The 20600-nt window shown below is 61.4% G+C and carries 20 protein-coding genes and 1 pseudogene; 18 read left to right on the plus strand and 3 right to left on the minus strand.

Going from position 1 to position 20600, the window contains the following annotated elements:
* Positions 1–129 precede the first annotated feature (129 nt).
* Positions 130–648, plus strand: coding sequence for a GNAT family N-acetyltransferase (locus C1M53_RS27065; protein ID WP_207213043.1), 519 nt, complete (start codon positions 130–132; stop codon positions 646–648).
* Between the two features lie 18 nt (positions 649–666).
* On the opposite strand, the gene C1M53_RS27070 is transcribed toward C1M53_RS27065, so the two are convergent.
* Complete coding sequence (locus C1M53_RS27070) at positions 667–1416, minus strand: sulfite exporter TauE/SafE family protein (protein WP_129416385.1); 750 nt, start codon at positions 1414–1416, stop codon at positions 667–669.
* Between the two features lie 260 nt (positions 1417–1676).
* Here C1M53_RS27070 and C1M53_RS27075 point away from each other — a divergent pair, with 260 nt between their 5' ends.
* The 14 genes and pseudogenes from C1M53_RS27075 (at position 1677) to C1M53_RS27140 (ending at position 15020) form a co-directional block, all read left to right on the plus strand.
* Positions 1677–2579 (plus strand): VOC family protein, encoded by a 903-nt coding sequence (locus C1M53_RS27075; RefSeq protein ID WP_245488305.1) that lies wholly within the window; start codon positions 1677–1679, stop codon positions 2577–2579.
* Positions 2576–3408 (plus strand): annotated as a pseudogene (gene kdsA, locus C1M53_RS27080) (3-deoxy-8-phosphooctulonate synthase). Before C1M53_RS27075 ends, kdsA begins: the two are co-directional and overlap by 4 nt.
* A 91-nt stretch (positions 3409–3499) precedes the next feature.
* Entirely contained in the window at positions 3500–3703 is a 204-nt protein-coding gene (locus tag C1M53_RS27085; RefSeq protein WP_129415122.1) for a dodecin family protein, read from the plus strand.
* Between the two features lie 89 nt (positions 3704–3792).
* Positions 3793–4782 (plus strand): 2OG-Fe(II) oxygenase family protein, encoded by a 990-nt coding sequence (locus C1M53_RS27090; protein ID WP_129415124.1) that lies wholly within the window; start codon positions 3793–3795, stop codon positions 4780–4782.
* Positions 4783–4914: 132 nt separating this feature from the next.
* Positions 4915–6189, plus strand: coding sequence for a phosphopyruvate hydratase (gene eno, locus C1M53_RS27095; RefSeq protein ID WP_129415125.1), 1275 nt, complete (start codon positions 4915–4917; stop codon positions 6187–6189).
* Positions 6189–6641 (plus strand): DUF6636 domain-containing protein, encoded by a 453-nt coding sequence (locus C1M53_RS27100; RefSeq protein WP_129415127.1) that lies wholly within the window; start codon positions 6189–6191, stop codon positions 6639–6641. The genes eno and C1M53_RS27100 overlap by 1 nt, the downstream gene beginning before the upstream one ends.
* A gap of 127 nt (positions 6642–6768) precedes the next feature.
* Positions 6769–7092 carry a septum formation initiator family protein gene (locus tag C1M53_RS27105; RefSeq protein WP_129415129.1) on the plus strand — a complete coding sequence of 108 codons (324 nt, stop codon included), beginning with the start codon at positions 6769–6771 and terminating at the stop codon, positions 7090–7092.
* A 264-nt stretch (positions 7093–7356) separates the two neighbouring features.
* On the plus strand, positions 7357–8394 hold the full coding sequence (gene pdhA, locus C1M53_RS27110; protein ID WP_129415131.1) for a pyruvate dehydrogenase (acetyl-transferring) E1 component subunit alpha: 1038 nt from the start codon (positions 7357–7359) through the stop codon (positions 8392–8394).
* Positions 8395–8409: 15 nt separating this feature from the next.
* Entirely contained in the window at positions 8410–9795 is a 1386-nt protein-coding gene (locus tag C1M53_RS27115) for a pyruvate dehydrogenase complex E1 component subunit beta (RefSeq protein ID WP_129415133.1), read from the plus strand.
* An 18-nt stretch (positions 9796–9813) separates the two neighbouring features.
* Complete coding sequence (locus tag C1M53_RS27120; RefSeq protein WP_129415135.1) at positions 9814–11187, plus strand: pyruvate dehydrogenase complex dihydrolipoamide acetyltransferase; 1374 nt, start codon at positions 9814–9816, stop codon at positions 11185–11187.
* A 20-nt stretch (positions 11188–11207) separates the two neighbouring features.
* Positions 11208–11849 carry an SGNH/GDSL hydrolase family protein gene (locus tag C1M53_RS27125; protein ID WP_129415137.1) on the plus strand — a complete coding sequence of 214 codons (642 nt, stop codon included), beginning with the start codon at positions 11208–11210 and terminating at the stop codon, positions 11847–11849.
* Between the two features lie 166 nt (positions 11850–12015).
* The gene (lpdA, locus tag C1M53_RS27130; RefSeq protein WP_129415138.1) at positions 12016–13458 is read left to right on the plus strand and encodes a dihydrolipoyl dehydrogenase; all 1443 of its coding nucleotides are present in this window, start codon (positions 12016–12018) and stop codon (positions 13456–13458) included.
* Between the two features lie 125 nt (positions 13459–13583).
* A complete protein-coding gene (gene lipA, locus C1M53_RS27135; RefSeq protein ID WP_129415140.1) occupies positions 13584–14558 on the plus strand; it encodes a lipoyl synthase in 975 nt (324 codons plus the stop codon).
* A 9-nt stretch (positions 14559–14567) separates the two neighbouring features.
* Entirely contained in the window at positions 14568–15020 is a 453-nt protein-coding gene (locus C1M53_RS27140; protein WP_129415142.1) for a type II toxin-antitoxin system RatA family toxin, read from the plus strand.
* A 36-nt stretch (positions 15021–15056) separates the two neighbouring features.
* Here C1M53_RS27140 and C1M53_RS27145 read toward each other — a convergent pair whose 3' ends face one another.
* Together C1M53_RS27145 and C1M53_RS27150 are read right to left on the minus strand one after the other, a co-directional pair.
* Positions 15057–15545 carry a CinA family protein gene (locus C1M53_RS27145; RefSeq protein WP_129415144.1) on the minus strand — a complete coding sequence of 163 codons (489 nt, stop codon included), beginning with the start codon at positions 15543–15545 and terminating at the stop codon, positions 15057–15059.
* Positions 15542–16771, minus strand: a complete 1230-nt coding sequence (locus C1M53_RS27150; protein ID WP_129415146.1) for a bifunctional 2-C-methyl-D-erythritol 4-phosphate cytidylyltransferase/2-C-methyl-D-erythritol 2,4-cyclodiphosphate synthase — start codon at positions 16769–16771, stop codon at positions 15542–15544. Before C1M53_RS27150 ends, C1M53_RS27145 begins: the two co-directional genes overlap by 4 nt.
* A gap of 139 nt (positions 16772–16910) precedes the next feature.
* Here C1M53_RS27150 and dusB point away from each other — a divergent pair, with 139 nt between their 5' ends.
* From dusB to ntrC, 3 genes are read left to right on the plus strand one after another with little or no spacing between them, the layout of a single operon-like run.
* Positions 16911–17939, plus strand: coding sequence for a tRNA dihydrouridine synthase DusB (dusB, locus tag C1M53_RS27155; protein ID WP_129415147.1), 1029 nt, complete (start codon positions 16911–16913; stop codon positions 17937–17939).
* Entirely contained in the window at positions 17936–19069 is a 1134-nt protein-coding gene (locus C1M53_RS27160; RefSeq protein WP_129415149.1) for a nitrogen regulation protein NR(II), read from the plus strand. The genes dusB and C1M53_RS27160 overlap by 4 nt, the downstream gene beginning before the upstream one ends.
* Complete coding sequence (ntrC, locus tag C1M53_RS27165) at positions 19066–20526, plus strand: nitrogen regulation protein NR(I) (RefSeq protein ID WP_129415151.1); 1461 nt, start codon at positions 19066–19068, stop codon at positions 20524–20526. Before C1M53_RS27160 ends, ntrC begins: the two co-directional genes overlap by 4 nt.
* Positions 20527–20600: the final 74 nt, after the last annotated feature.

The following is a 20600-nucleotide window of genomic DNA, read 5'->3' on the forward strand; positions in this document are numbered from 1 at the left end:
AACCGATTTGCCGGTTTTCCCGAAAAAGACATTCAACGAGAAAAGGGCTTCTCGCCGACCATTTCGATTTGAGGACGCGAGAGGCGAGTCGGCATATGTTCATGGCCGGACCGGGCGGGAGACTTGCAGATGATGGTTGCGCAAGATGGCCGCATAGCGCTGGAGACATGGTCCCCAGGTGATATCGACATCCTCGAACGCTGCAACACGATCGAGGCCAAGCGTTACATTGGTGGTCCGGAAACGCCGGAAAAATTGCTCGGCCGTCACCGGCGCTATCTGGAAAAGGCCGTTCCGGGCGAAACCAGGATGTTCCGGATTTCCCATGACGGGCTTGGTGCCGGGTCGATCGGCTACTGGGAGCGGACGTGGCGCGGTGGCCCTGTCTACGAAACCGGCTGGGCGGTGGTGGGCGCTCTGCAGGGGCATGGCATCGCAGGCAAGGCGACAGGCCTGCTGATCAACGTGCTGCGCGGTGAGCGGCGACATCGCTATCTGCACGCCTTTCCCGCGCCCGAAAATCCCGCGTCCAATGCCATCTGCCGCCGGCTCGGTTTCGAGCTGATGGGCGAATGCGACTTCGAGTATCCACCGGGCAATGCGATGCGCAGCAACGATTGGCGGCTTGACCTGCAGGCTTGCACCTGATTTGGCGACGACAAGAGCTCAGAAGAACGGCCTCATTGTCATCTCCAGCCCCAGCAAGAGCAAACCAAGCAGAAATATCCTGCGGAACAGTGCTGGCCTGATCCTGCCCCGCAAGACCTGCCCGAACCACATGCCGGCAAGGGCTGGGACAACCGCGAAGGCCGAGAATGCAAGGTTCTCAGCCTGGAAGGCTCCGCGTGCCGCCAGTCCGATGGCCAGAGCAACTGTCGAAACAGTGAATGACAGGCCAAGCGCCTGCACCAGATCATCCTTTCCCAGCTGAAGAGCCTGCAGATAGGGCACGGCGGGAATGACGAATACGCCAGTGGCACCGGTAATCAGACCGGTGACCCCGCCGACAAGCGGCGACAGTGCTCGCTCCAAGCCCTTGCTGACGCTGAGCTGGTGAGCCAACAGCGTGTAACCGGAATAGACGACGAGCGCGATACCGAGCGCCATGGTTGTCGGGGCGGTGTCGCCTTTTGCAAGCCATGCAGAGCCCAGCATCGTTCCCACGACGAGCGCCAGCATCATCGGCCAGAGCCTGCGGATGAGCAGGGTGATGTTCGGTCCCGCCAGCAGCTGCCAGATATTGGTCACGGACGAGGGTATGATCAAAAGATTGGCCGCCGCCAGAGGCGAAATGAGCGCCCCCAGCACACCCATCGCCACCGTTGGCAGGCCCATGCCGGTGACACCCTTGACGATACCGGCAACGAAGAACGTCACCGCGACCGAGACGAGAAGCGGAACCGAAAGATCAAACACGGGTAGCGAAAAGCGACGTTTGGCCAATCATTTCCGGTTCCCTCCATTGGGTGCAGCTGCTTGCCAGATGAACGCCACCGGGACAGCTCAAGACTAACGGATCGTCAAACTCTATGATTTCATCGTCGTCGAAGCGTCGACGATGCCTGTGGGATGCATGTCCCGCCAGGCTGCTTCCTCGGCCCGTCATGCGGCTGACGCAGGACCGTGGCAGGGACTTTGGCACTTGAAGAGCCATTTTCCTTGAACCGGCAGTCGGAATGATGCACACCGCCGCCAACATGCAGCGACCAGTCCATCCGCTTGATCACATCGTTTTGCCGACGGCGACGCTCGAAGGCGCGGAGGCGCGTCTTACGGCATTGGGATTCACCGTGGCGCCGCGCGGCGTTCATCCCTTCGGCACCGAAAACTGCTGTGTCTACCTCGCGGACGGGACCTTCCTGGAGCCCCTTGCCGTGGGGGACGCTGAAATAGCGGCGCAAGCGATCATGGCTGGCAATGTCTTCGTGGCCCGCGATCACACATATCGCGAAGATCATGGTGCTGAAGGATTTTCGGCGATTGTCTTCGGTACTGATGATGCCGATCATGACCACCGCGCCTATGTCGAAGCTGGCATTTCGGCAGGTGAGAAGCTCGATTTCTCACGCCCATTCACCGACCGTTCGGGCAAAAGCGACACGGTCTCGTTCAGGCTTGCCTTCGCATCGGGGCGCGACACGCCCGATGCCTTCGTCTTCGCCTGTCAAAGGATCAACGCCCCCAAAGTGGATCGCGCCGCCCTGCAGGCGCATGCCAATGGCGCCACAGCCATCCAAGGCATCGTGGCTGTGAGCGACGATCCAGCCTCGCAGCGGGCTCTCCTGACGAAGGCTGCTGCCAGGGGCAAGTCTTCGGCTCAGCCGGATGGTCTGTTGGTATTGCCGAATGCGGATGTCGCGGTCATGCGACCGGATGAATTCGAGGCAGAATTCGCGATAGGTGCCGGCGGGCGCACGGCGCTGCGTTTCGCCGCCGTGATTTTCGCCGTGGCAGATCGTGGCGCGACAGAACGACTGCTTGTTTCGGCGGGCATCAGGCACCATTTACAGGGCGGCCGGCTTGTCGTGCCGCCCGCGCCGGGCCAGGGTGCAGCCTTCATCTTCGAGGACCTGAAATGACCAAACCCAATGCCAAGGTGACTGTCGGGCAGACGCTGTTCGCCAATGATGCGCCACTGTCGCTGATCGCCGGGCCTTGCCAGTTCGAATCGCGCCAGCATGCCTTCGATATGGCAGGTGCGTTGAAAGAACTGACGGGAAAGCTTGGTATCGGCTTCGTCTACAAGTCCTCCTTCGACAAGGCCAACCGCAGTTCGCTGAGCAGCACGCGCGGCGCCGGGCTGGAAGCGGCGTTGCCGGTCTTCTCGGAGCTGCGCCAGGAACTTGGTGTGACGATCCTGACGGATATCCACACCGAGGAGCAGTGCGCGATCGTGGCGCCGCATGTCGACGTGCTGCAGATCCCGGCATTCCTGTCGCGCCAGACCGACCTGCTTGTCGCCGCCGCCAGGACCGGCAGGTCGTCAATGTGAAGAAGGGGCAATTCCTCGCTCCCTGGGACATGAAGAACGTGGTGACCAAGCTCACGGATTCGGGCAACCCGAATGTGCTGGTGACCGAGCGCGGGGCCTCGTTCGGCTACAACACGCTGGTTTCCGATATGCGGGCCCTGCCGATCATGGCCGACATCGGCGCGCCGGTGATCTTTGATGCCACCCATTCGGTACAGCAGCCAGGCGGGCAGGGCGCCACGTCAGGCGGCGAGCGTCGCTTCGTGGAAACGCTGGCTCGTGCGGCGGTGGCTGTTGGCGTGGCTGGTGTCTTCATCGAGACGCATGAAGATCCCGACAATTCGACCTCGTCGGACGGCCCCAACATGGTGCCGTTCAAGGATATGCCTGCCTTGCTCGAAAGGCTGATGGCGTTCGACAAGGTGGCCAAGGCCTGACGCAAGGCTCGGCAAGACTACCTTTGCTTGCGAGGCGTATGTCCCGGTTGTAGGCTTGCCGGGCAAATTGGCTCGTCGTCAGGAGTAGGACATGTCCGTCGCCCGCGTTACCGAGATCACCGCTTCCTCCAAGAAAAGCTTCCAGGATGCCATCGAGAAAGGCATCGAACGTGCCTCCAAGACGCTGAAGAATGTCGAGGGTGCCTGGATCCAGGATCAGAAGATCGTGGTCGAGGGCGGCAAGATCGTTGCCTACCGCGTCAACATGAAGGTCACCTTCATTCTCGCGGACTAGCGCGCCGGGCTGGAACAACGCTTCCTCATTGAAGCGGATCGCACGAAAGTTATGCTCGCATCGGAACCAATATCCGATGGGAGTGGAAAATGGTTGCGGCGTTTCCGGTTTTCGATCTTTCCCGTTTCGAGCAGGCGGATGCTGCCGGCCGAAAGGCGCTTGGCCGGGAGGTGGACGAAATCTGCCGCGCTACCGGTTTCCTGGCGGTCAGCGGGCATTCCGTCCCGCAGGCCGTGATCGATGCCGTGTGGTCCAAGGCGCGAGACTTCTTCGATCAGCCTGCCGAGTTGAAGGACAAGGTGAGGGCTCCGTATCCAGGCTACCCCTATGGCTATCTTGGCGCCGGCGCCGAAGCCCTGGCGAAGTCCAAGGGGGCAGACACGCCGCCGGACCTCAAGGAAAGTTTCAACGGCGGTCCGCTTTCGGTTCCGGAGGGGCTGACCGATCCGCAGGCGCTGGCTTTCTGCTATGCCGAAACGATCTGGCCGGAAGCTCCTGACGGCTTCGTCGATGCCTGGAAGGCATATTATGCGGCGATGGAGGATCTTGCCGCACGCATCATGCGCGTGTTCGCAGTCGCGCTCGACCTGCCGGAAGGCCATTTCCAGCCGATGATCGATCGGCCGATCAGCGCCCTGCGTGCGCTGAACTATCCCGAGACCGATACGCCGCCACTTGCCGGTCAGCTGCGCGCCGGTGCGCACACCGACTACGGCAGCCTGACGATCCTGCTGCCGCAACCCGGCTCGGGTGGATTGCAGATATTCACCCCGGAAGGCGATTGGCGCGAAGTGCCGCCCGTGGAGGGGGCGTTCGTCATCAACATCGGCGACCTGATGGCGCTTTGGACCAACGATCGCTGGGTCTCGACCCTGCACAGGGTCGTCAACCCCGACGTCGGAGCGACCAGGTCCGCGCGGCGCCAGTCACTTGCCTTCTTTCACCAGCCGAACTGGCATCAGGAAATCGCCTGTATCGAAACCTGCCTAGAGCAAGGAGAGGCACCCCGCTACCAGCCCGTGCAGTCAGGCCCCTACCTGATGGGCAAATTCAATGCGACAGTGAAGCCGGCCGCCTGAAAGCCCGGACAAAGAGCGGAATCTGACGCCGGGCGCGGTTGCGTTTCGCGACGCTTTGGCTATTGAGTTTGCGCAGCGTCACCCCGCCGATGCCACCTCGCGCATCGTCCTCATCCCAAGCAGGAGCTTCCAATGACTGCCATCATCGACATAGTTGGCCGTGAAATTCTCGACAGCCGCGGCAACCCGACAGTCGAGGTCGATGTCGTCCTCGAGGATGGCTCGATGGGCCGCGCCGCCGTGCCGTCCGGTGCTTCCACCGGCGCCCACGAAGCGGTCGAACTGCGTGATGGTGGTCCGCGCTATCTCGGCAAAGGTGTCGAGCGCGCCGTCGAGGCCGTCAATGGCGAGATCTTTGAAGCGATCGGCGGGATGGAAGCCGAGCATCAGATCCAGATCGACCAGACCATGATCGAATTGGACGGCACCGCCAACAAGAGCCGGCTCGGGGCGAACGCTATCCTCGGTGTATCGCTGGCTGTTGCCAAGGCCGCGGCCGAGGCATCCGGCCTGCCGCTCTATCGCTATGTCGGCGGTCCGAACGCCCGCGTGCTGCCGGTGCCGATGATGAACATCATCAACGGTGGCGCTCACGCCGACAACCCGATCGATTTCCAGGAATTCATGATCATGCCCGTCGGCGCTCCGACGTTGCGCGATGCCGTGCGCTGGGGCTCGGAAATCTTCCACACGCTGAAGAAGGGCCTGAAGGACGCAGGGCACAACACCAACGTCGGCGACGAGGGCGGTTTTGCACCGAACCTGAAGAGTGCTCCTCTGGCACTCGACTTTGTCATGGCTTCAATCGAGAAGGCTGGCTTCAAGCCAGGCCAGGATGTCGCGCTTGCGCTCGACTGCGCAGCGACCGAATTCTTCAAGGACGGCAATTACGTCTATGAAGGCGAGAAAAAAAGCCGCGATCCCAAGGCACAGGCCAAATACCTCGCCAAGCTCGCCGCCGACTATCCGATCATCTCGATCGAGGACGGCATGGCAGAAGACGACTGGGAGGGCTGGAAGTACCTGACCGACCTCGTCGGCAAGAAGGTGCAGCTGGTGGGTGATGACCTGTTCGTCACCAATTCCTCGCGCCTGCGCGACGGCATCAAGATGGGCGTCGCCAATTCGATCCTGGTCAAGGTCAACCAGATCGGCTCGCTGACCGAGACGCTGGAGGCGGTCGAGACGGCGCATAAGGCTGCCTATACCGCTGTGATGTCGCACCGTTCCGGCGAGACCGAGGATTCCACGATTGCCGATCTCGCCGTCGCAACCAATTGCGGACAGATCAAGACGGGTTCGTTGTCGCGCTCCGACCGCATGGCAAAGTACAATCAGCTGATCCGCATCGAGGAAGAGCTCGGTGCACAGGCGCGCTATGCCGGCACGTTGGTCCTCAAGGCTTGATGGCCGAAACCTGTAGCGTCTATCGCCAGCGACCGATCGCAAGGATCGGCCGCTACGCGATTCCATTTGCAATGGCCGCCGTCTTTGCTGCGGCGGTCTTTGCGCAGGAGGTGCCGAATGGCTTCCGCTCGCCAACCGGCAACATCCAGTGTTTGTTTTTCGACGCTTCATCGGTCCGCTGCAACATCGCCGCGGTTTCGAACCCGCTGACGCAACGGCCGGCCGATTGTGAATTGGAATGGGGACACGACTACGGTGTCGGAGCGAACTCGCGGGAAGGCGAGCGCTTGTGTGTGGGCGATACCATCGCCGGCAGCTATCCAGTTCTGCACTACGGCGAGAGCGCGGGTTACGGCGCCGTCATCTGCCGCTCGGCGCGCAAGGGCGTGACCTGCGTCAATCGCATGGGCGCCGGCTTCGAGCTGTCGCGTTCCCTGCAGCGTATCTTCTGAGCGCGAACAAGTTTCTCACAGGCAGTTTCTGACGCGGAAAGCGAGCTCCTACAGGGGCGTCACCACCGTCATCGTAACCCTCCATTAAGCACAATCGGGCGACAAGAGGCGGACGAGGAGTCGCGCCATGTGGACACGCCAGCACAAGCAGACAAATACCGGCCGGCTGATCGTGCCGACGCTTTGTGTCATGGTTCTGAGCTATTTCGGCTACCATGCCTATCACGGCGCCTTCGGCATCAATTCAAGAGCCAAGCTCCAGGAGCAGGTCTCGAGCCTGCAGGCGCAGCTTGCTGCGGTCAAGGAACGCCGCATGGAAATCGAGCAGCGTGTCAGGCTGCTGCATGACGGCTCTATAGAAAAGGACATGCTCGACGAGCAGGCGCGGCGGGCACTCAATGTGACGAGCGCCAACGAAGTCGTCATCATGTTGCCGACAAAAGCCAATTAACCCAATGTCGGTTAATCGTTGTTATTTTCAATCTTTCTAATTGCTTAGATGCATGTCAGCCATGCATTTTTCCGCATGGCGTAACGGCAGCTTGCATGTTAGCCTTTTCCCAATCGGTGGGGCAAACATCTCCCCAGGGCAATTCCGGCAAAAGTGCGCAGCGGTTTTGCGCTGAGGATTGCGCAGAACCGAAGAATTGGAGTGTTTCCGTGAGAAATGGAAACGCTCCAGGGTCCGCGAAGAGACACCAACAGGGAGTGAAGCATGGCAACCGCCGCCAGAAAAGCGCCTGCCAAGTCCAAATCTGACAAATCGATAAGCCTGACACCTCCCAAGCCCCTGGAGTTCACCAAGGAGCAGGAGCTTTCGGCGTACCGCCTGATGCTTTTGATGCGTCGTTTCGAGGAAAAGGCCGGCCAGCTTTACGGCATGGGTTTCATCGGCGGTTTCTGCCATCTCTATATCGGCCAGGAAGCGGTCGTCACGGGCCTCAAGATGTCGCTCATCGAAGGCGACCAGATGATCACCGCCTATCGCGACCACGCTCATATGCTGGCGATGGAGATGAGCCCGCGCGGCGTGATGGCTGAGCTGACCGGACGCCGTGGAGGCTACTCCAAGGGCAAGGGCGGCTCGATGCACATGTTCTCCAAGGAGAAGAATTTCTACGGCGGCCACGGCATTGTCGGTGCGCAGGTGTCGCTGGGGACAGGGCTGGCGTTTGCCAACAGGTATCGCGGCAACAAAAATGTTTCCGTGACCTATTTCGGTGACGGTGCGGCCAACCAGGGTCAGGTCTACGAAAGCTTCAACATGGCTTCGCTGTGGAAGCTGCCGGTCATCTACGTGATCGAGAACAACCGCTATGCGATGGGCACGTCGGTATCGCGTTCATCGGCCGAAACCGATTTCTCGCAGCGTGGCCTGTCGTTCCGTATTCCTGGCATTCAGGTCGATGGCATGGATGTTCGGGCGGTCAAGGCGGCTGGCGACCTTGCCACCGAATGGTGCCGTTCCGGCAATGGGCCGATCATCCTGGAGATGCAGACCTATCGCTACCGCGGCCACTCCATGTCCGATCCGGCCAAGTACCGCACCAAGGAAGAAGTGCAGAAGATGCGCTCCGAGCACGATCCCATCGAGCAGGTCAAGGCGCGCCTTGCCGCCAAGAAATGGGCGAGCGAGGATGATCTGAAGGCCATCGACAAGGATGTGCGCGACATCGTCGCCGATGCCGCCGACTTTGCGCAGACCGATCCCGAGCCGGATGTTTCCGAGCTGTGGACGGATATTCTGGTATAAGGGGAGGGTGCGACCATGCCGATCGAAATTCTCATGCCCGCGCTCTCTCCGACCATGGAAGAGGGCAATCTGTCGAAATGGCTTAAGAACGAGGGTGACAAGATCGCCCCCGGCGACGTCATTGCCGAAATCGAGACCGACAAGGCGACCATGGAAGTGGAAGCTGTCGACGAAGGCACGCTTGGAAAGATCCTGATCGCCGCTGGTTCGGAAGGCGTCAAGGTCAACACGCCAATTGCGGTCCTGCTGCAGGAAGGCGAAAGCGCGGGTGATATCGGCAAGGCTGCCGCTCCGGCGAAGGCCGAGGCGCCTGCTGCGACGGAGTCTGCGTCGGCTGAAAAACCTGCCGCCGCCGCTCCTGTGGCCGCTGCGCCCAAGTCCGAAGTTGCCGCCGATCCCGATATCCCGGCGGGAACCGAAATGGTCTCGACCACCGTTCGCGAAGCGTTGCGCGACGCCATGGCCGAAGAGATGCGCCGCGACGCGGACGTCTTCGTCATGGGCGAGGAGGTGGCCGAATACCAGGGTGCCTACAAGATCACGCAGGGCCTCCTTCAGGAATTCGGGCCGCAGCGTGTGGTCGATACTCCGATCACCGAACACGGCTTTGCCGGTGTCGGTGTCGGCGCCGCGATGACGGGTCTGAAGCCGATCGTGGAGTTCATGACCTTCAACTTCGCCATGCAGGCGATCGACCAGATCATCAATTCGGCCGCCAAGACGCTTTATATGTCCGGTGGCCAGATGGGCGCGCCGATCGTGTTTCGCGGGCCGAACGGCGCGGCTTCCCGCGTTGCCGCGCAGCACAGTCAGGATTACGCCGCCTGGTACAGCCATATTCCAGGCCTCAAGGTGGTGCAGCCTTACAGCGCAGCCGACGCGAAAGGCCTGCTCAAAGCCGCGATCCGCGATCCTAACCCGGTCATCTTCCTGGAAAACGAAATCCTCTACGGTCACTCCTTCGACGTGCCGAAGCTGGATGATTTCGTGCTGCCGATCGGCAAGGCGCGCATCCACAAGGCTGGCAAGGATGTCACCATCGTCTCCTGGGGCATTGGCATGACCTATGCGGTCAAGGCCGAGGCGGAACTTGCGAAGCTGGGGATCGATGCCGAAATCATCGATCTAAGGACCATCCGGCCGATGGATCTCGATACCATCATTACCTCGGTGAAGAAGACCAATCGTCTGGTCACCGTGGAAGAGGGTTTCCCGCAGTCCTCGGTTGGGGACTTCATTGCCAACCAGGTGTCGCGCCAGGCTTTCGACCATCTCGATGCACCGGTCATCACCATCGCCGGCAAGGACGTGCCGATGCCTTATGCGGCGAACCTTGAAAAGCTGGCGCTGCCCAATGTCGCGGAAGTGATCGAGGCGGTGAAAGCCGTCACCTATCGCTGATCTGGCCGGGAGGACAACATGCCGATCAACATCACCATGCCGGCCCTCTCGCCAACCATGGAAGAGGGCAATCTCGCCAAGTGGCTGGTCAAGGAAGGCGACAAGGTCTCGCCGGGCGACGTGATCGCCGAAATCGAGACCGACAAGGCGACGATGGAAGTCGAAGCCGTCGATGAAGGCACCGTCGCCAAGCTGGTCGTTCCAGCCGGCACGGAGGGCGTGAAGGTCAATGCCGTGATCGCCATCCTTGCTGCGGAAGGCGAGGATGCAGGCGCCGCCGCCAAGGGCAGCGAAGCTGCGCCTGCCAAAGCGGAGGCTCCCAAGACTGTAGCAGCCGAGGCTCCTAAAGCCGAGACAGCAAAAGCCGAGGCTGTCGCGACCCCTGCCGCATCGAAACCGGCCGGCAACGGAGCCGCGCCGGCAACCGCCGGCGAACGCACCTTCGCTTCGCCGCTCGCTCGCCGCATCGCGAAGGATGCCGGTGTCGATGTCGCTGCCGTCGCCGGTTCAGGTCCGCATGGTCGCGTGGTGAAGGCGGATGTAGAGGCGGCGATTGCCGATGGTGGCGTGGCCAAGGCTGCTGCTGCTCCGGCTGCGGCGCCAGTTGCCGCCGCTCCGGCTGCCGCGCCTGCGGCCAAGCCGATGTCGGACGAAGCGGTGCTCAAGCTGTTCGAGCAGGGCTCCTACGACCTCGTCCCGCACGACAATATGAGGAAGACCATCGCCCGCCGTCTGGTCGAGGCGAAGTCGACCATCCCGCATTTCTACCTCACCCTCGACTGCGAGCTGGACGCACTGCTGAAGCTGCGCTCCGAACTCAATGCCGCCGCCCCGATGCGGAAGACCGAAAAGGGCGATGTCCCGGCCTACAAGCTTTCGGTCAACGACATGATCATCAAGGCGATGGCACAGGCGCTGGTCGCCGTGCCGGATGCCAATGCGTCGTGGACGGATAGTGCCATGGTCAAGCACAGGCATGCCGATGTCGGCGTGGCGGTGTCGATCCCGGGCGGGCTGATCACGCCGATCGTGCGGAAGGCCGACCAGAAGACGCTGTCGGTGATCTCCAACGAGATGAAGGACCTGGCCAAACGGGCGCGCGACCGCAAGCTGAAGCCGGAAGAGTATCAGGGCGGCACCACGGCGGTGTCGAACCTCGGCATGTTCGGCATCAAGGACTTCGCTGCCGTCATCAACCCGCCGCATGCGACGATCCTGGCGGTTGGCGCGGGCGAGGAACGGGCGGTGGTGAAGGGTGGCGAGATCAGGATCGCCACCGTGATGTCGGTGACGCTGTCGACCGACCATCGCGCCGTTGACGGTGCGCTGGGAGCCGAACTGCTCGGCGCCTTCAAGCGCATCATCGAAAACCCGATGACCATGCTGGTCTGACAACCGCGGTAGGGCGGCATATGAAGACCGTGCTTTGCTACGGCGATTCCCTGACCTGGGGCTATGATGCCGCAGGTCAAGGCCGCCGCCATGCATTCGAGGATCGCTGGCCGAGCGTGCTGCAGGCGGAGCTCGGCGGGGCGGCGCGGGTGATACCCGAAGGATTGAACGGCCGCACAACGGCGTTTGACGATCATCTGGCCGATTGCGACCGCAACGGTGCCCGCACCCTGCCGACGATCCTTGCGTCGCATGCTCCACTCGACCTGATCATCCTGTTGCTTGGCACCAACGACATGAAGTCGTTCATCTGCGGCCGAGCAATCGGCGCCAGGCAAGGCATGGGACGGCTGATCGACATCGTGCGTGGTCTCACCTATCCGATGGCAGCTGCAGCACCCAAGGTCTTGCTGGTGTCGCCGCCGGCTGTCAGGGAAACCGAGGACATCAATTTCTCCGCCATGTTTGGAGAGAGTATCGCGGAATCGCGCAAACTGGCGCCGCTCTACGCAGCACTCGCCGCAGAGGTGAATTGCGATTTCTTCGATGCCGGAACCGTCGCTGAGACAACACCACTGGATGGCATCCATCTCGATGCCGAAAACACCCGCCGCATCGGTGCCGCGCTGGCGCCGAAAGTGCGCGACATGCTGGAGATCTGATTTGTCGGATCAGACCACCATCGGACCGGCAATGACCACTCAGGCGGTCGAAATGTGTGTTCGGGCTTTACAAATCGCGCGGATTTGCCGAGGTGGCGCGACGGCAAGGAACATGACTGGGTGCTGCTGACACGCAGCGCTGCTTGACGAAAAGGCAGGGAAGAACATGGCTGACAACTACGACGTCATCATCATCGGTTCCGGTCCGGGCGGCTATATTGCGGCCATCCGCTCCGCGCAGCTCGGTTTCAAGACGGCGATCGTCGAGCGGGAGCATCTGGCCGGCATCTGCTCCAACTGGGGCTGTATCCCGACCAAGGCGCTGCTGCGTTCGGCCGAAATCTTCCACTATGCCGAGCACGCCAAGAGCTATGGCCTGACACTCGAAGGCACGATCAAGCCCGACCTCAAAGGTATCGTCGACCGTTCACGCGGCATCGCCCAGCGCATGAACAACGGCGTCGGCTTCCTGATGAAGAAGAACAAGGTCGACGTGATCTGGGGGGAAGCCAAGATCACCAAGCCGGGCGAGATCGTCGTCGGCAAGTCGTCCAAGAAGCCGATGGAACCCATGGGGCCGATCCCGAAGGGTACCAAGGGCGAGGGCACCTATACGGCCAAGCACATCGTGATCGCCACCGGTGCACGCCCACGTGCGCTGCCGGGCATCGAGCCGGATGGCAAGCTGATCTGGACCTATTTCGAGGCCATGGTGCCACAGGAAATGCCGAAGTCGCTTCTGGTCATGGGCTCGGGCGCGATCGGCATCGAGTTCGCCTCTTTCTATCGCACGATGGGCGTTGACGTGACTGTGGTCGAGATCATGCCGCAGATCATGCCGGTAGAAGATGCCGAGATCTCCACCTGGGCGAAGAAGCAGCTTGAGAAGCAGGGCATGAAGATCCTGCTCGAGACCAAGGTCACCAAGGTCGAGAAGGGCGCCAATTCCGTGACCGCGACCGTCGAGGGCAAGGATGGCAAGACCCAGACGATTACCGCTGACCGGATGATTTCCGCGGTTGGCGTCCAGTGCAACACCGAAAATCTCGGCCTGGAGACCGTTGGCGTGAAGGTCGACCGTGGCGCCATCGTCATCGACGAATTCTGCCGCACCAATGTCCCGGGTATCTATGCGATTGGCGACGTCGCCGGACCGCCCATGCTGGCGCACAAAGCCGAGCATGAGGCGGTGATCTGCATGGAGAAGATCGCTGGCCTTCACGTTCATCCCATGGACAAGCTCAAGATCCCGGGCTGCACCTATTGCAGTCCGCAGGTGGCATCGGTTGGCCTGACCGAGGCCAAGGCCAAGGAACAGGGCAAGGACATCCGTGTCGGCCGCTTCCAGTTCGTCGCCAACGGCAAGGCCGTTGCGCTCGGCGAGGACCAGGGGCTGGTCAAGACCATCTTCGACAAGAAGACGGGCCAGCTGCTTGGCGCCCACATGGTCGGAGCTGAGGTGACCGAGTTGATCCAGGGCTTCGTCGTGGCGATGAACCTCGAAACCACCGAGGAAGAGTTGATGCACACCATCTTCCCGCACCCGACGCTGTCGGAAACGATGAAGGAAAGCGTGCTCGACGCCTATGGAAGGGTGTTGAACGCCTAGGGATGCAAAAATGACCGTGGCAGCATGCGTCGCCACGGTCTTTTTCTTCCATCCGAAAAGCCTTAGATGAGGCTTGTACCCAGTCTCCGACTCCGAAGGTCTCGGGGAGATGCAGGAAAGATCAGATGGTCACCGTTCTCGATCTCGTCGCCAACAAGCCGCGCCCCCGTCATCCGGAGAAGGCGCATCGGCCCGACCAGGAAGTGCTGCGCAAGCCGGACTGGATCCGCGTCAAGGCGCCGGTCTCCAAAGGTTATTCCGAGACGCGCGAGATCGTGAAATCGCACAAGCTGGTGACGGTCTGTGAAGAGGCTGGCTGTCCCAACATCGGCGAATGCTGGGAAAAGAAACACGCCACCTTCATGATCATGGGCGAGATCTGCACGCGCGCCTGTGCTTTCTGCAACGTCGCAACGGGCATCCCGACCGCGCTTGACCCCGATGAGCCAAACCGCGTGGCGCAGGCCGTCAAGACGATGGGCCTTTCGCATGTCGTGATCACCTCGGTCGACCGTGACGATCTCGAAGACGGTGGCGCGCAGCACTTCGCCGATGTCATTCTCGCCATTAGGGCGGCTGCGCCGACGACGACGATTGAAATCCTCACGCCGGACTTCCTGCGCAAGGATGGCGCCCGCGCACTGGAAATCGTCGTGGCCGCCAAGCCCGACGTTTTCAACCACAATCTCGAGACCGTTCCGTCAAACTATCTGACCGTCCGTCCGGGTGCACGTTATTTCCATTCGATCCGTCTCCTGCAGCGGGTGAAGGAACTCGACCCGTCTATCTTCACGAAATCCGGCATCATGGTCGGGCTCGGCGAGGAGCGTCATGAGGTTCTGCAGCTGATGGATGACCTGCGCTCGGCCGACGTCGACTTCATGACCATCGGGCAGTACCTGCAGCCCTCGAAGAAGCATCATCCGGTGAAGAAGTTCGTCACGCCGGAGGAATTCCAGTCTTACGCCATCGTCGGCAAGAGCAAGGGGTTCCTGCTGATGGCTTCGAGCCCGCTGACGCGCTCCTCGCACCATGCCGGCGAGGATTTCGCCCGGTTGCGCGCTGCGCGCGAAGAACAGCTCAAGAAAACCGCGCGATAAGCCGGTTTCATGCCGAAATTCGAGGCGACGCGCCGTGTATCGCACAGCCCCGACCAGATGTTCGCGCTGGTCGCCGATGTGGAGAAATACCCGCAGTTTGTGCCGTTGTGCGAGGCGCTGAGCGTGCGCTCGTGCCGCGAGCGTGACGGCCGCACCGTGCTCGTCGCCGACATGAGCGTCGGCTACAAGGCGATCCGCGAGACCTTCACCACGCAGGTGCTGTTGAAGCCTGATGAGCGTATCATCGATGTGAAGTACATCGATGGCCCGTTCAAATACCTCAGCAACATTTGGGGTTTCGAGCCGGCGAGCGACGGCTGCTTCGTGCGCTTTTTCATCGACTACGAGTTCAAGAGCCGTATTCTGGGCGCGATGATGGGCACGATGTTCGACCGGGCCTTCCGCATGTTCTCCGAAGCGTTCGAAAAGCGCGCCGACGTGATCTACGGGAAGGATGGTTGAATTAGGGATTCGCCCGGTTGATGGCGAAGTGCATTTTCAGTCGGCGAGAGCCCTGAGCCCCATCTCGAGCGCATGCCGCACCGTCTCGCGGCGGATGAAGTCGCGGCCTCGATTGTCAAACATGCGGTGCTCAGAGATGGTCGGCTGGCCTTTGACTGCAAGGCCAAACCACACAAGCCCGACAGGCTTTTCCGGCGAACCGCCGTCAGGGCCGGCAACGCCGGTCACAGCCAGCGCAATGCCGGCACGCGAGCGGGACACTGCGCCGGCGGCCATCTCCAGCGCCGTTTCGGACGACACCGCGCCGAAGGCTGCCAGGGTGGATGCACTGACCCCCAGCATGTCCATCTTGGCATCGTTCGAGTAGGTGACGAAACCGCGATCGACGACGGCGGATGAGCCGGCGACGTCGGTCAGATGTGCAACGATCATACCGCCGGTGCAGCTTTCAGCGGTTGCCGCCATGATCCTGCGCGCCAGGCAGGCTTTCAGAAAACGGTCGGCCAGCGGCGTGAGTTCGCTCATTCCGGCACCTCGCCAGGATAGACGACACTCGCCGTGGCAATCGCGGCGATGCCTTCCTGGCGGCCGACGAAACCGAGTTTTTCGTTCGTCGTCGCCTTGATCGAGATGCGTTCTGCCGCAATGCCAAGCATTTCGCAAAGCGCGGCCGTCATCGCTTCACGGTGAGGGCCGACGCGTGGTGCCTCACAGATCAGTGTGATGTCGGCATTGGCGATGCGCCCGCCACGAGCCCGCACGATCCTGGCTGCGTGTTCGACGAACAAGCGAGAGGCTGCCCCTTTCCATTGCGGATCGGAAGGTGGGAAATGCGTGCCGATGTCGCCTGCGCCGCAGGTGGCGAGCAGTGCGTCGGTCAAGGCATGCAGGCCGACGTCGGCATCAGAATGACCGGACAGCTTGCGATCGTGCGGAATGGCAATCCCGCACAATGTTACGTGGTCACCTGCCTCAAAGGCGTGCACGTCGTAACCATTGCCGGTGCGGATGTCAGGGAAGCTCGAGCGCGCACCATGCAACCGTTGATCTGCCATGACTATATCCCGTGCCCAGGTGAGTTTTACATTGTCAGGTGAGCCGGCCACGATCTTGACTGGCAGGCGTGCCCATTCGGCTATGGCTGCATCGTCGGTGAAGTCGTCCCGGCCCGCCTGATGCGCCTTCTCGTGCGCTGCCAGAATGGCACGGAAGGGAAAGCCTTGCGGCGTCTGTGCCGCATGAAGGCCTGCTCGCGGTACCGTCTCGCCGATGGTGCCGTCCCGGCTTTCACGTTTCAAAGTGTCGGCCACGGGAAGAGCAGGAAGTGCTCCTTGGCCGACGCCAATCACGTCGATGACGCGATCGATGAGATCGCGATCGGCAAAAGGCCGCACGGCATCGTGGATGAGCACCTTTTCCGGTGTGCTGTGGTCCAGGGCGACGAGGCCGAGCCGCACCGAGTCCTGCCTGGTTCGGCCGCCGGTGACGATGGTGACGCCGGCAAGACGATCGCCAACGGCCTTTTGCAGCAACTGCAGGTCGTCACTGTGGATAACGACGACGATCTGGCCAATGCGCGGATGTGAAAGGAACGTCTCCAGCGTGCGGGCAAGGATGGCGCGACCGCCAATGTGGCGATATTGCTTTGGTCCGTCAGCCTGGCCGGCGCGCTCGCCGCGGCCCGCCGCGACGATGACGGCGGCAACGCCGCCATCGGCGGACACGGCCTTGATTGCGCTCGGTTCCCTCATGCGCAGAGGCTTAGTCGCGGGCGAACAGGAAGGCCAGCGTTTTCCCAAATAAGCCGCAATGCATGTTCATTCTGCATTGCACAATCATCCCGATCTGGCTAGTGAATAGGCAAAGACAGACATTGCTTGGTTTTTGTGCATGACCAGTCCAGATAAGCTCGCCTCGCCGCTCGTTGTCGGCGGGGTCGCTGTACGCAATCGTGTTTTCCTGGCGCCGATGTCCGGGATCACTGACGAGCCGTTTCGCAAGCGCGCTTATGCGCATGGGGCGGGTCTCGTGGTTTCCGAAATGGTGGCGAGCGGTGAACTCGCCCGCGGCCGGGAAGGGTTCGACCTGCGCATCCGCCATTCCGGTTTGCCGGTCCATATGGTGCAGCTTGCCGGGCGCGAAGCGCTGCATATGGCGGAAGCTGCGCGCATTGCCGCGGGCGAGGGCGCTGACATCATCGACATCAATATGGGCTGCCCGGCCAAGAAGGTAACCGGCGGCTATGCCGGCTCGGCGTTGATGCGCGACCTCGACCACGCGCTGACCTTGATCGAGGCGGTGATCGATGCGGTGAAGGTGCCGGTTACGGTGAAGATGCGGCTGGGGTGGGATGAGGAAGCCTTGAACGCGCCGATGCTGGCCCGCCGCGCGGAGCAGGCCGGGGTGAGCATGGTAACCATCCATGGCCGCACCCGATGCCAGTTCTATCAGGGCAAGGCCGATTGGCGCGCGATCGCACGCGTCAAGGAAGCCGTCTCGATACCTGTCGTTGCCAATGGTGATGTCGCGACGCCAGCCGACGCGGTCGCGATCCTCGAACAATCCGGCGCAGATGCCGTGATGGCCGGCCGCAGTCACTACGGTGCGCCATGGACCGCGGGCTCCATCGCGGCCGCTGCCGCCGGGATCGAAGTATCAGGCCTGCCAAAGGCAGGCGCTGAATTCGGCGACTATGTCGTCGAGCACTATGAAGACATGCTTGCCCTTTACGGGATCGAGAGCGGGCTGAGGCAGGCCAGGAAACATCTCGGCTGGTATCTGGATCGACACGCGGGAGCGACGCCGGCGCCTCTGCGCAAAGACATACTGACTTCGTTCGAGCCTGCCAGTGTCGTGAAGCTGTTGCGTGCGGTGTTTTCGGACAGCATGCAGTTTGGTGAAATCAGGAGCGCGGCATGACCATCGCGACGACCGCAGTCGCGGATATGGCCGACGCCGCGCAGATTCTTCTCAATACAATTCGCCGCCCGGTGATCATGGTCGGGCCAGAAGGCCACATCACCTACGCCAACGCCGATGCCGAGGACTTCTTTCGCTCCAGCGCGACCATGCTGGCACGCAACACCTTGGCCAAACTCATCCCCTTTGGCAGCCCTTTGCTGGCTCTTGTGGATCAGGTTCGCGACCGGCGCACACCGGTCAATGAATATCGCGTCGATGTTTCCTCACCGCGTCTCGGCATCGAGAAGGTTGTCGATCTCTATGCCGCGCCAGTGCCGGAATTTCCGGATTCGGTGGTGGTGATGTTCCAGGAACGTTCGATGGCCGACAAGATCGATCGGCAGATGACACATCGTGGCGCGGCACGTTCCGTCACCGGCCTGGCGGCAATGCTGGCGCATGAGATCAAGAACCCACTCTCGGGTATCCGTGGTGCTGCACAGTTGCTCGAACTTTCCGCTTCGGATGAGGATCGTGCGCTGACGCGGCTGATCACGGACGAGACCGACCGGATCGTATCGCTGGTCGATCGCATGGAGGTGTTTTCCGATGAGCGACCGATCGACCGGTATCCGGTCAATATTCACGTCGTCCTCGATCATGTGAAGGCAATTGCGAGAAATGGTTTCGCTAATAGAATCAAAATTATAGAAGACTATGATCCTTCGCTGCCTTCGGTTTACGGCAACCGTGACCAACTCATTCAGGTGTTTCTGAATCTCGTCAAGAACGCCGCGGAGGCGATTGGTTCGGATCCGCTCGGCGAGATCACTCTGACCACCGCTTTTCGCCCTGGCATCCGTGTCTCGGTGCCTGGAACCCAGGACCGTGTGTCGTTGCCGCTGGAATTCTGCGTGCACGACAATGGTTCAGGGGTGTCGGAGGATATTCTGCCGATCCTGTTCGATCCATTCATCACGACGAAGCCGAACGGTTCCGGACTGGGGCTGGCTTTGGTCGCCAAGATCGTTGGCGAACATGGCGGCATCATCGAGTGTGAGTCGACGCCACGTGGCACCACCTTCCGCGTGCTCCTGCCTGCCTGGAAGGAGCCGACAGCAGAAAGCCATGAAGGATACCGTCCATGAGTACGCGCGGCACCATTCTCGTCGCCGATGATGACGCGGCGATCCGCACCGTGCTCAACCAGGCGCTGTCGCGTGCCGGACATGAGGTGCGGGTCACATCCAACGCCTCCACGCTGTGGCGTTGGGTTGCAGCAGGCGAGGGTGACATTGTCATTACCGATGTGGTGATGCCGGATGAAAACGCCTTCGACATGCTGCCCCGCATCAAGAAGGCACGGCCGGAACTGCCGGTCGTCGTCATGAGCGCTCAGAACACCTTCATGACCGCGATCCGTGCCTCCGAGACCGGTGCCTATGAATATCTGCCGAAGCCGTTCGATCTGACCGAACTGCTCAACATCGTCGCCCGGGCGATGGCCGAGCCACGTCGCCCCAAGGCCGATGTCCGTCCCGACGATCAGCCTGAAACGATGCCGCTCGTCGGTCGCTCGGCAGCCATGCAGGACATCTACCGCATGCTTGCCCGCATGATGCAGACCGATCTGACCGTCATGATCAGCGGTGAGTCCGGTACCGGCAAGGAACTGGTGGCGCGTGCCCTGCACGAATATGGCCGCCGGCGAGGTGGGCCGTTCGTCGCCATCAACATGGCCGCCATCCCGCGTGATCTGATCGAATCGGAGCTGTTCGGCCATGAGAAGGGCGCTTTCACCGGCGCGCAGAACCGTTCCACCGGTCGTTTCGAGCAGGCCGAGGGTGGCACGCTGTTCCTCGATGAGATCGGCGACATGCCGATGGAGGCGCAGACCAGGCTGCTGCGTGTGTTGCAGCAGGGCGAATATACGACCGTGGGAGGGCGCACGCCGATCAAGACGGATGTGCGCATCGTGGCAGCCACCAACAAGGATCTGCGCACGCTGATCAATCAGGGGCTGTTTCGCGAAGACCTGTTCTACCGTCTCAACGTCGTGCCGCTGAGGCTTCCAGGGCTGCGCGAACGCGCCGAGGACATACCAGACCTTGTACGGCATTTCTTCAAGCTCGGTGCCAAGGAAGGGCTGCAGGCCAAGCGCATCGCGCCTGCCGGTGTGGAATTGATGAAGCGCTATCCCTGGCCAGGCAACGTTCGCGAACTGGAAAATCTGGTGCGGAGGCTGGCAGCGCTTTATCCGCAGGACGAGATCTCAGCCGAGATCATCGATGCAGAACTGAAGACCGGGGAGGCCCCTGCCGTTCCCAATGCCAATGTCCTGATCCCCGACGACCTGTCCATCAGTCAGGCCGTCGAGCACTACCTTCAGCGCTATTTCACGTCCTTCGGCGATGAGTTGCCGCCATCAGGGCTGTATCAGCGCATTCTGGAGGAGGTCGAACATCCGCTCGTGCTGGCTGCGATGACCGCGACGCGTGGCAACCAGATCCGTGCTGCCGACCTGCTCGGCCTCAATCGCAACACGCTGCGCAAGAAGATTCGCGATCTTGGCGTCAACGTCTACCGCGGGGCGCGGCAGGGCTAGTCCGATCCCGCGACGGCCCAATCGTACTAGTCCATCAAAAACCAGTTGATGAGACGTCGAAAGATTTTTGTGAT

Origin of the sequence: Mesorhizobium sp. Pch-S (assembly GCF_004136315.1) — a bacterium.
Taxonomy (GTDB): domain Bacteria; phylum Pseudomonadota; class Alphaproteobacteria; order Rhizobiales; family Rhizobiaceae; genus Mesorhizobium.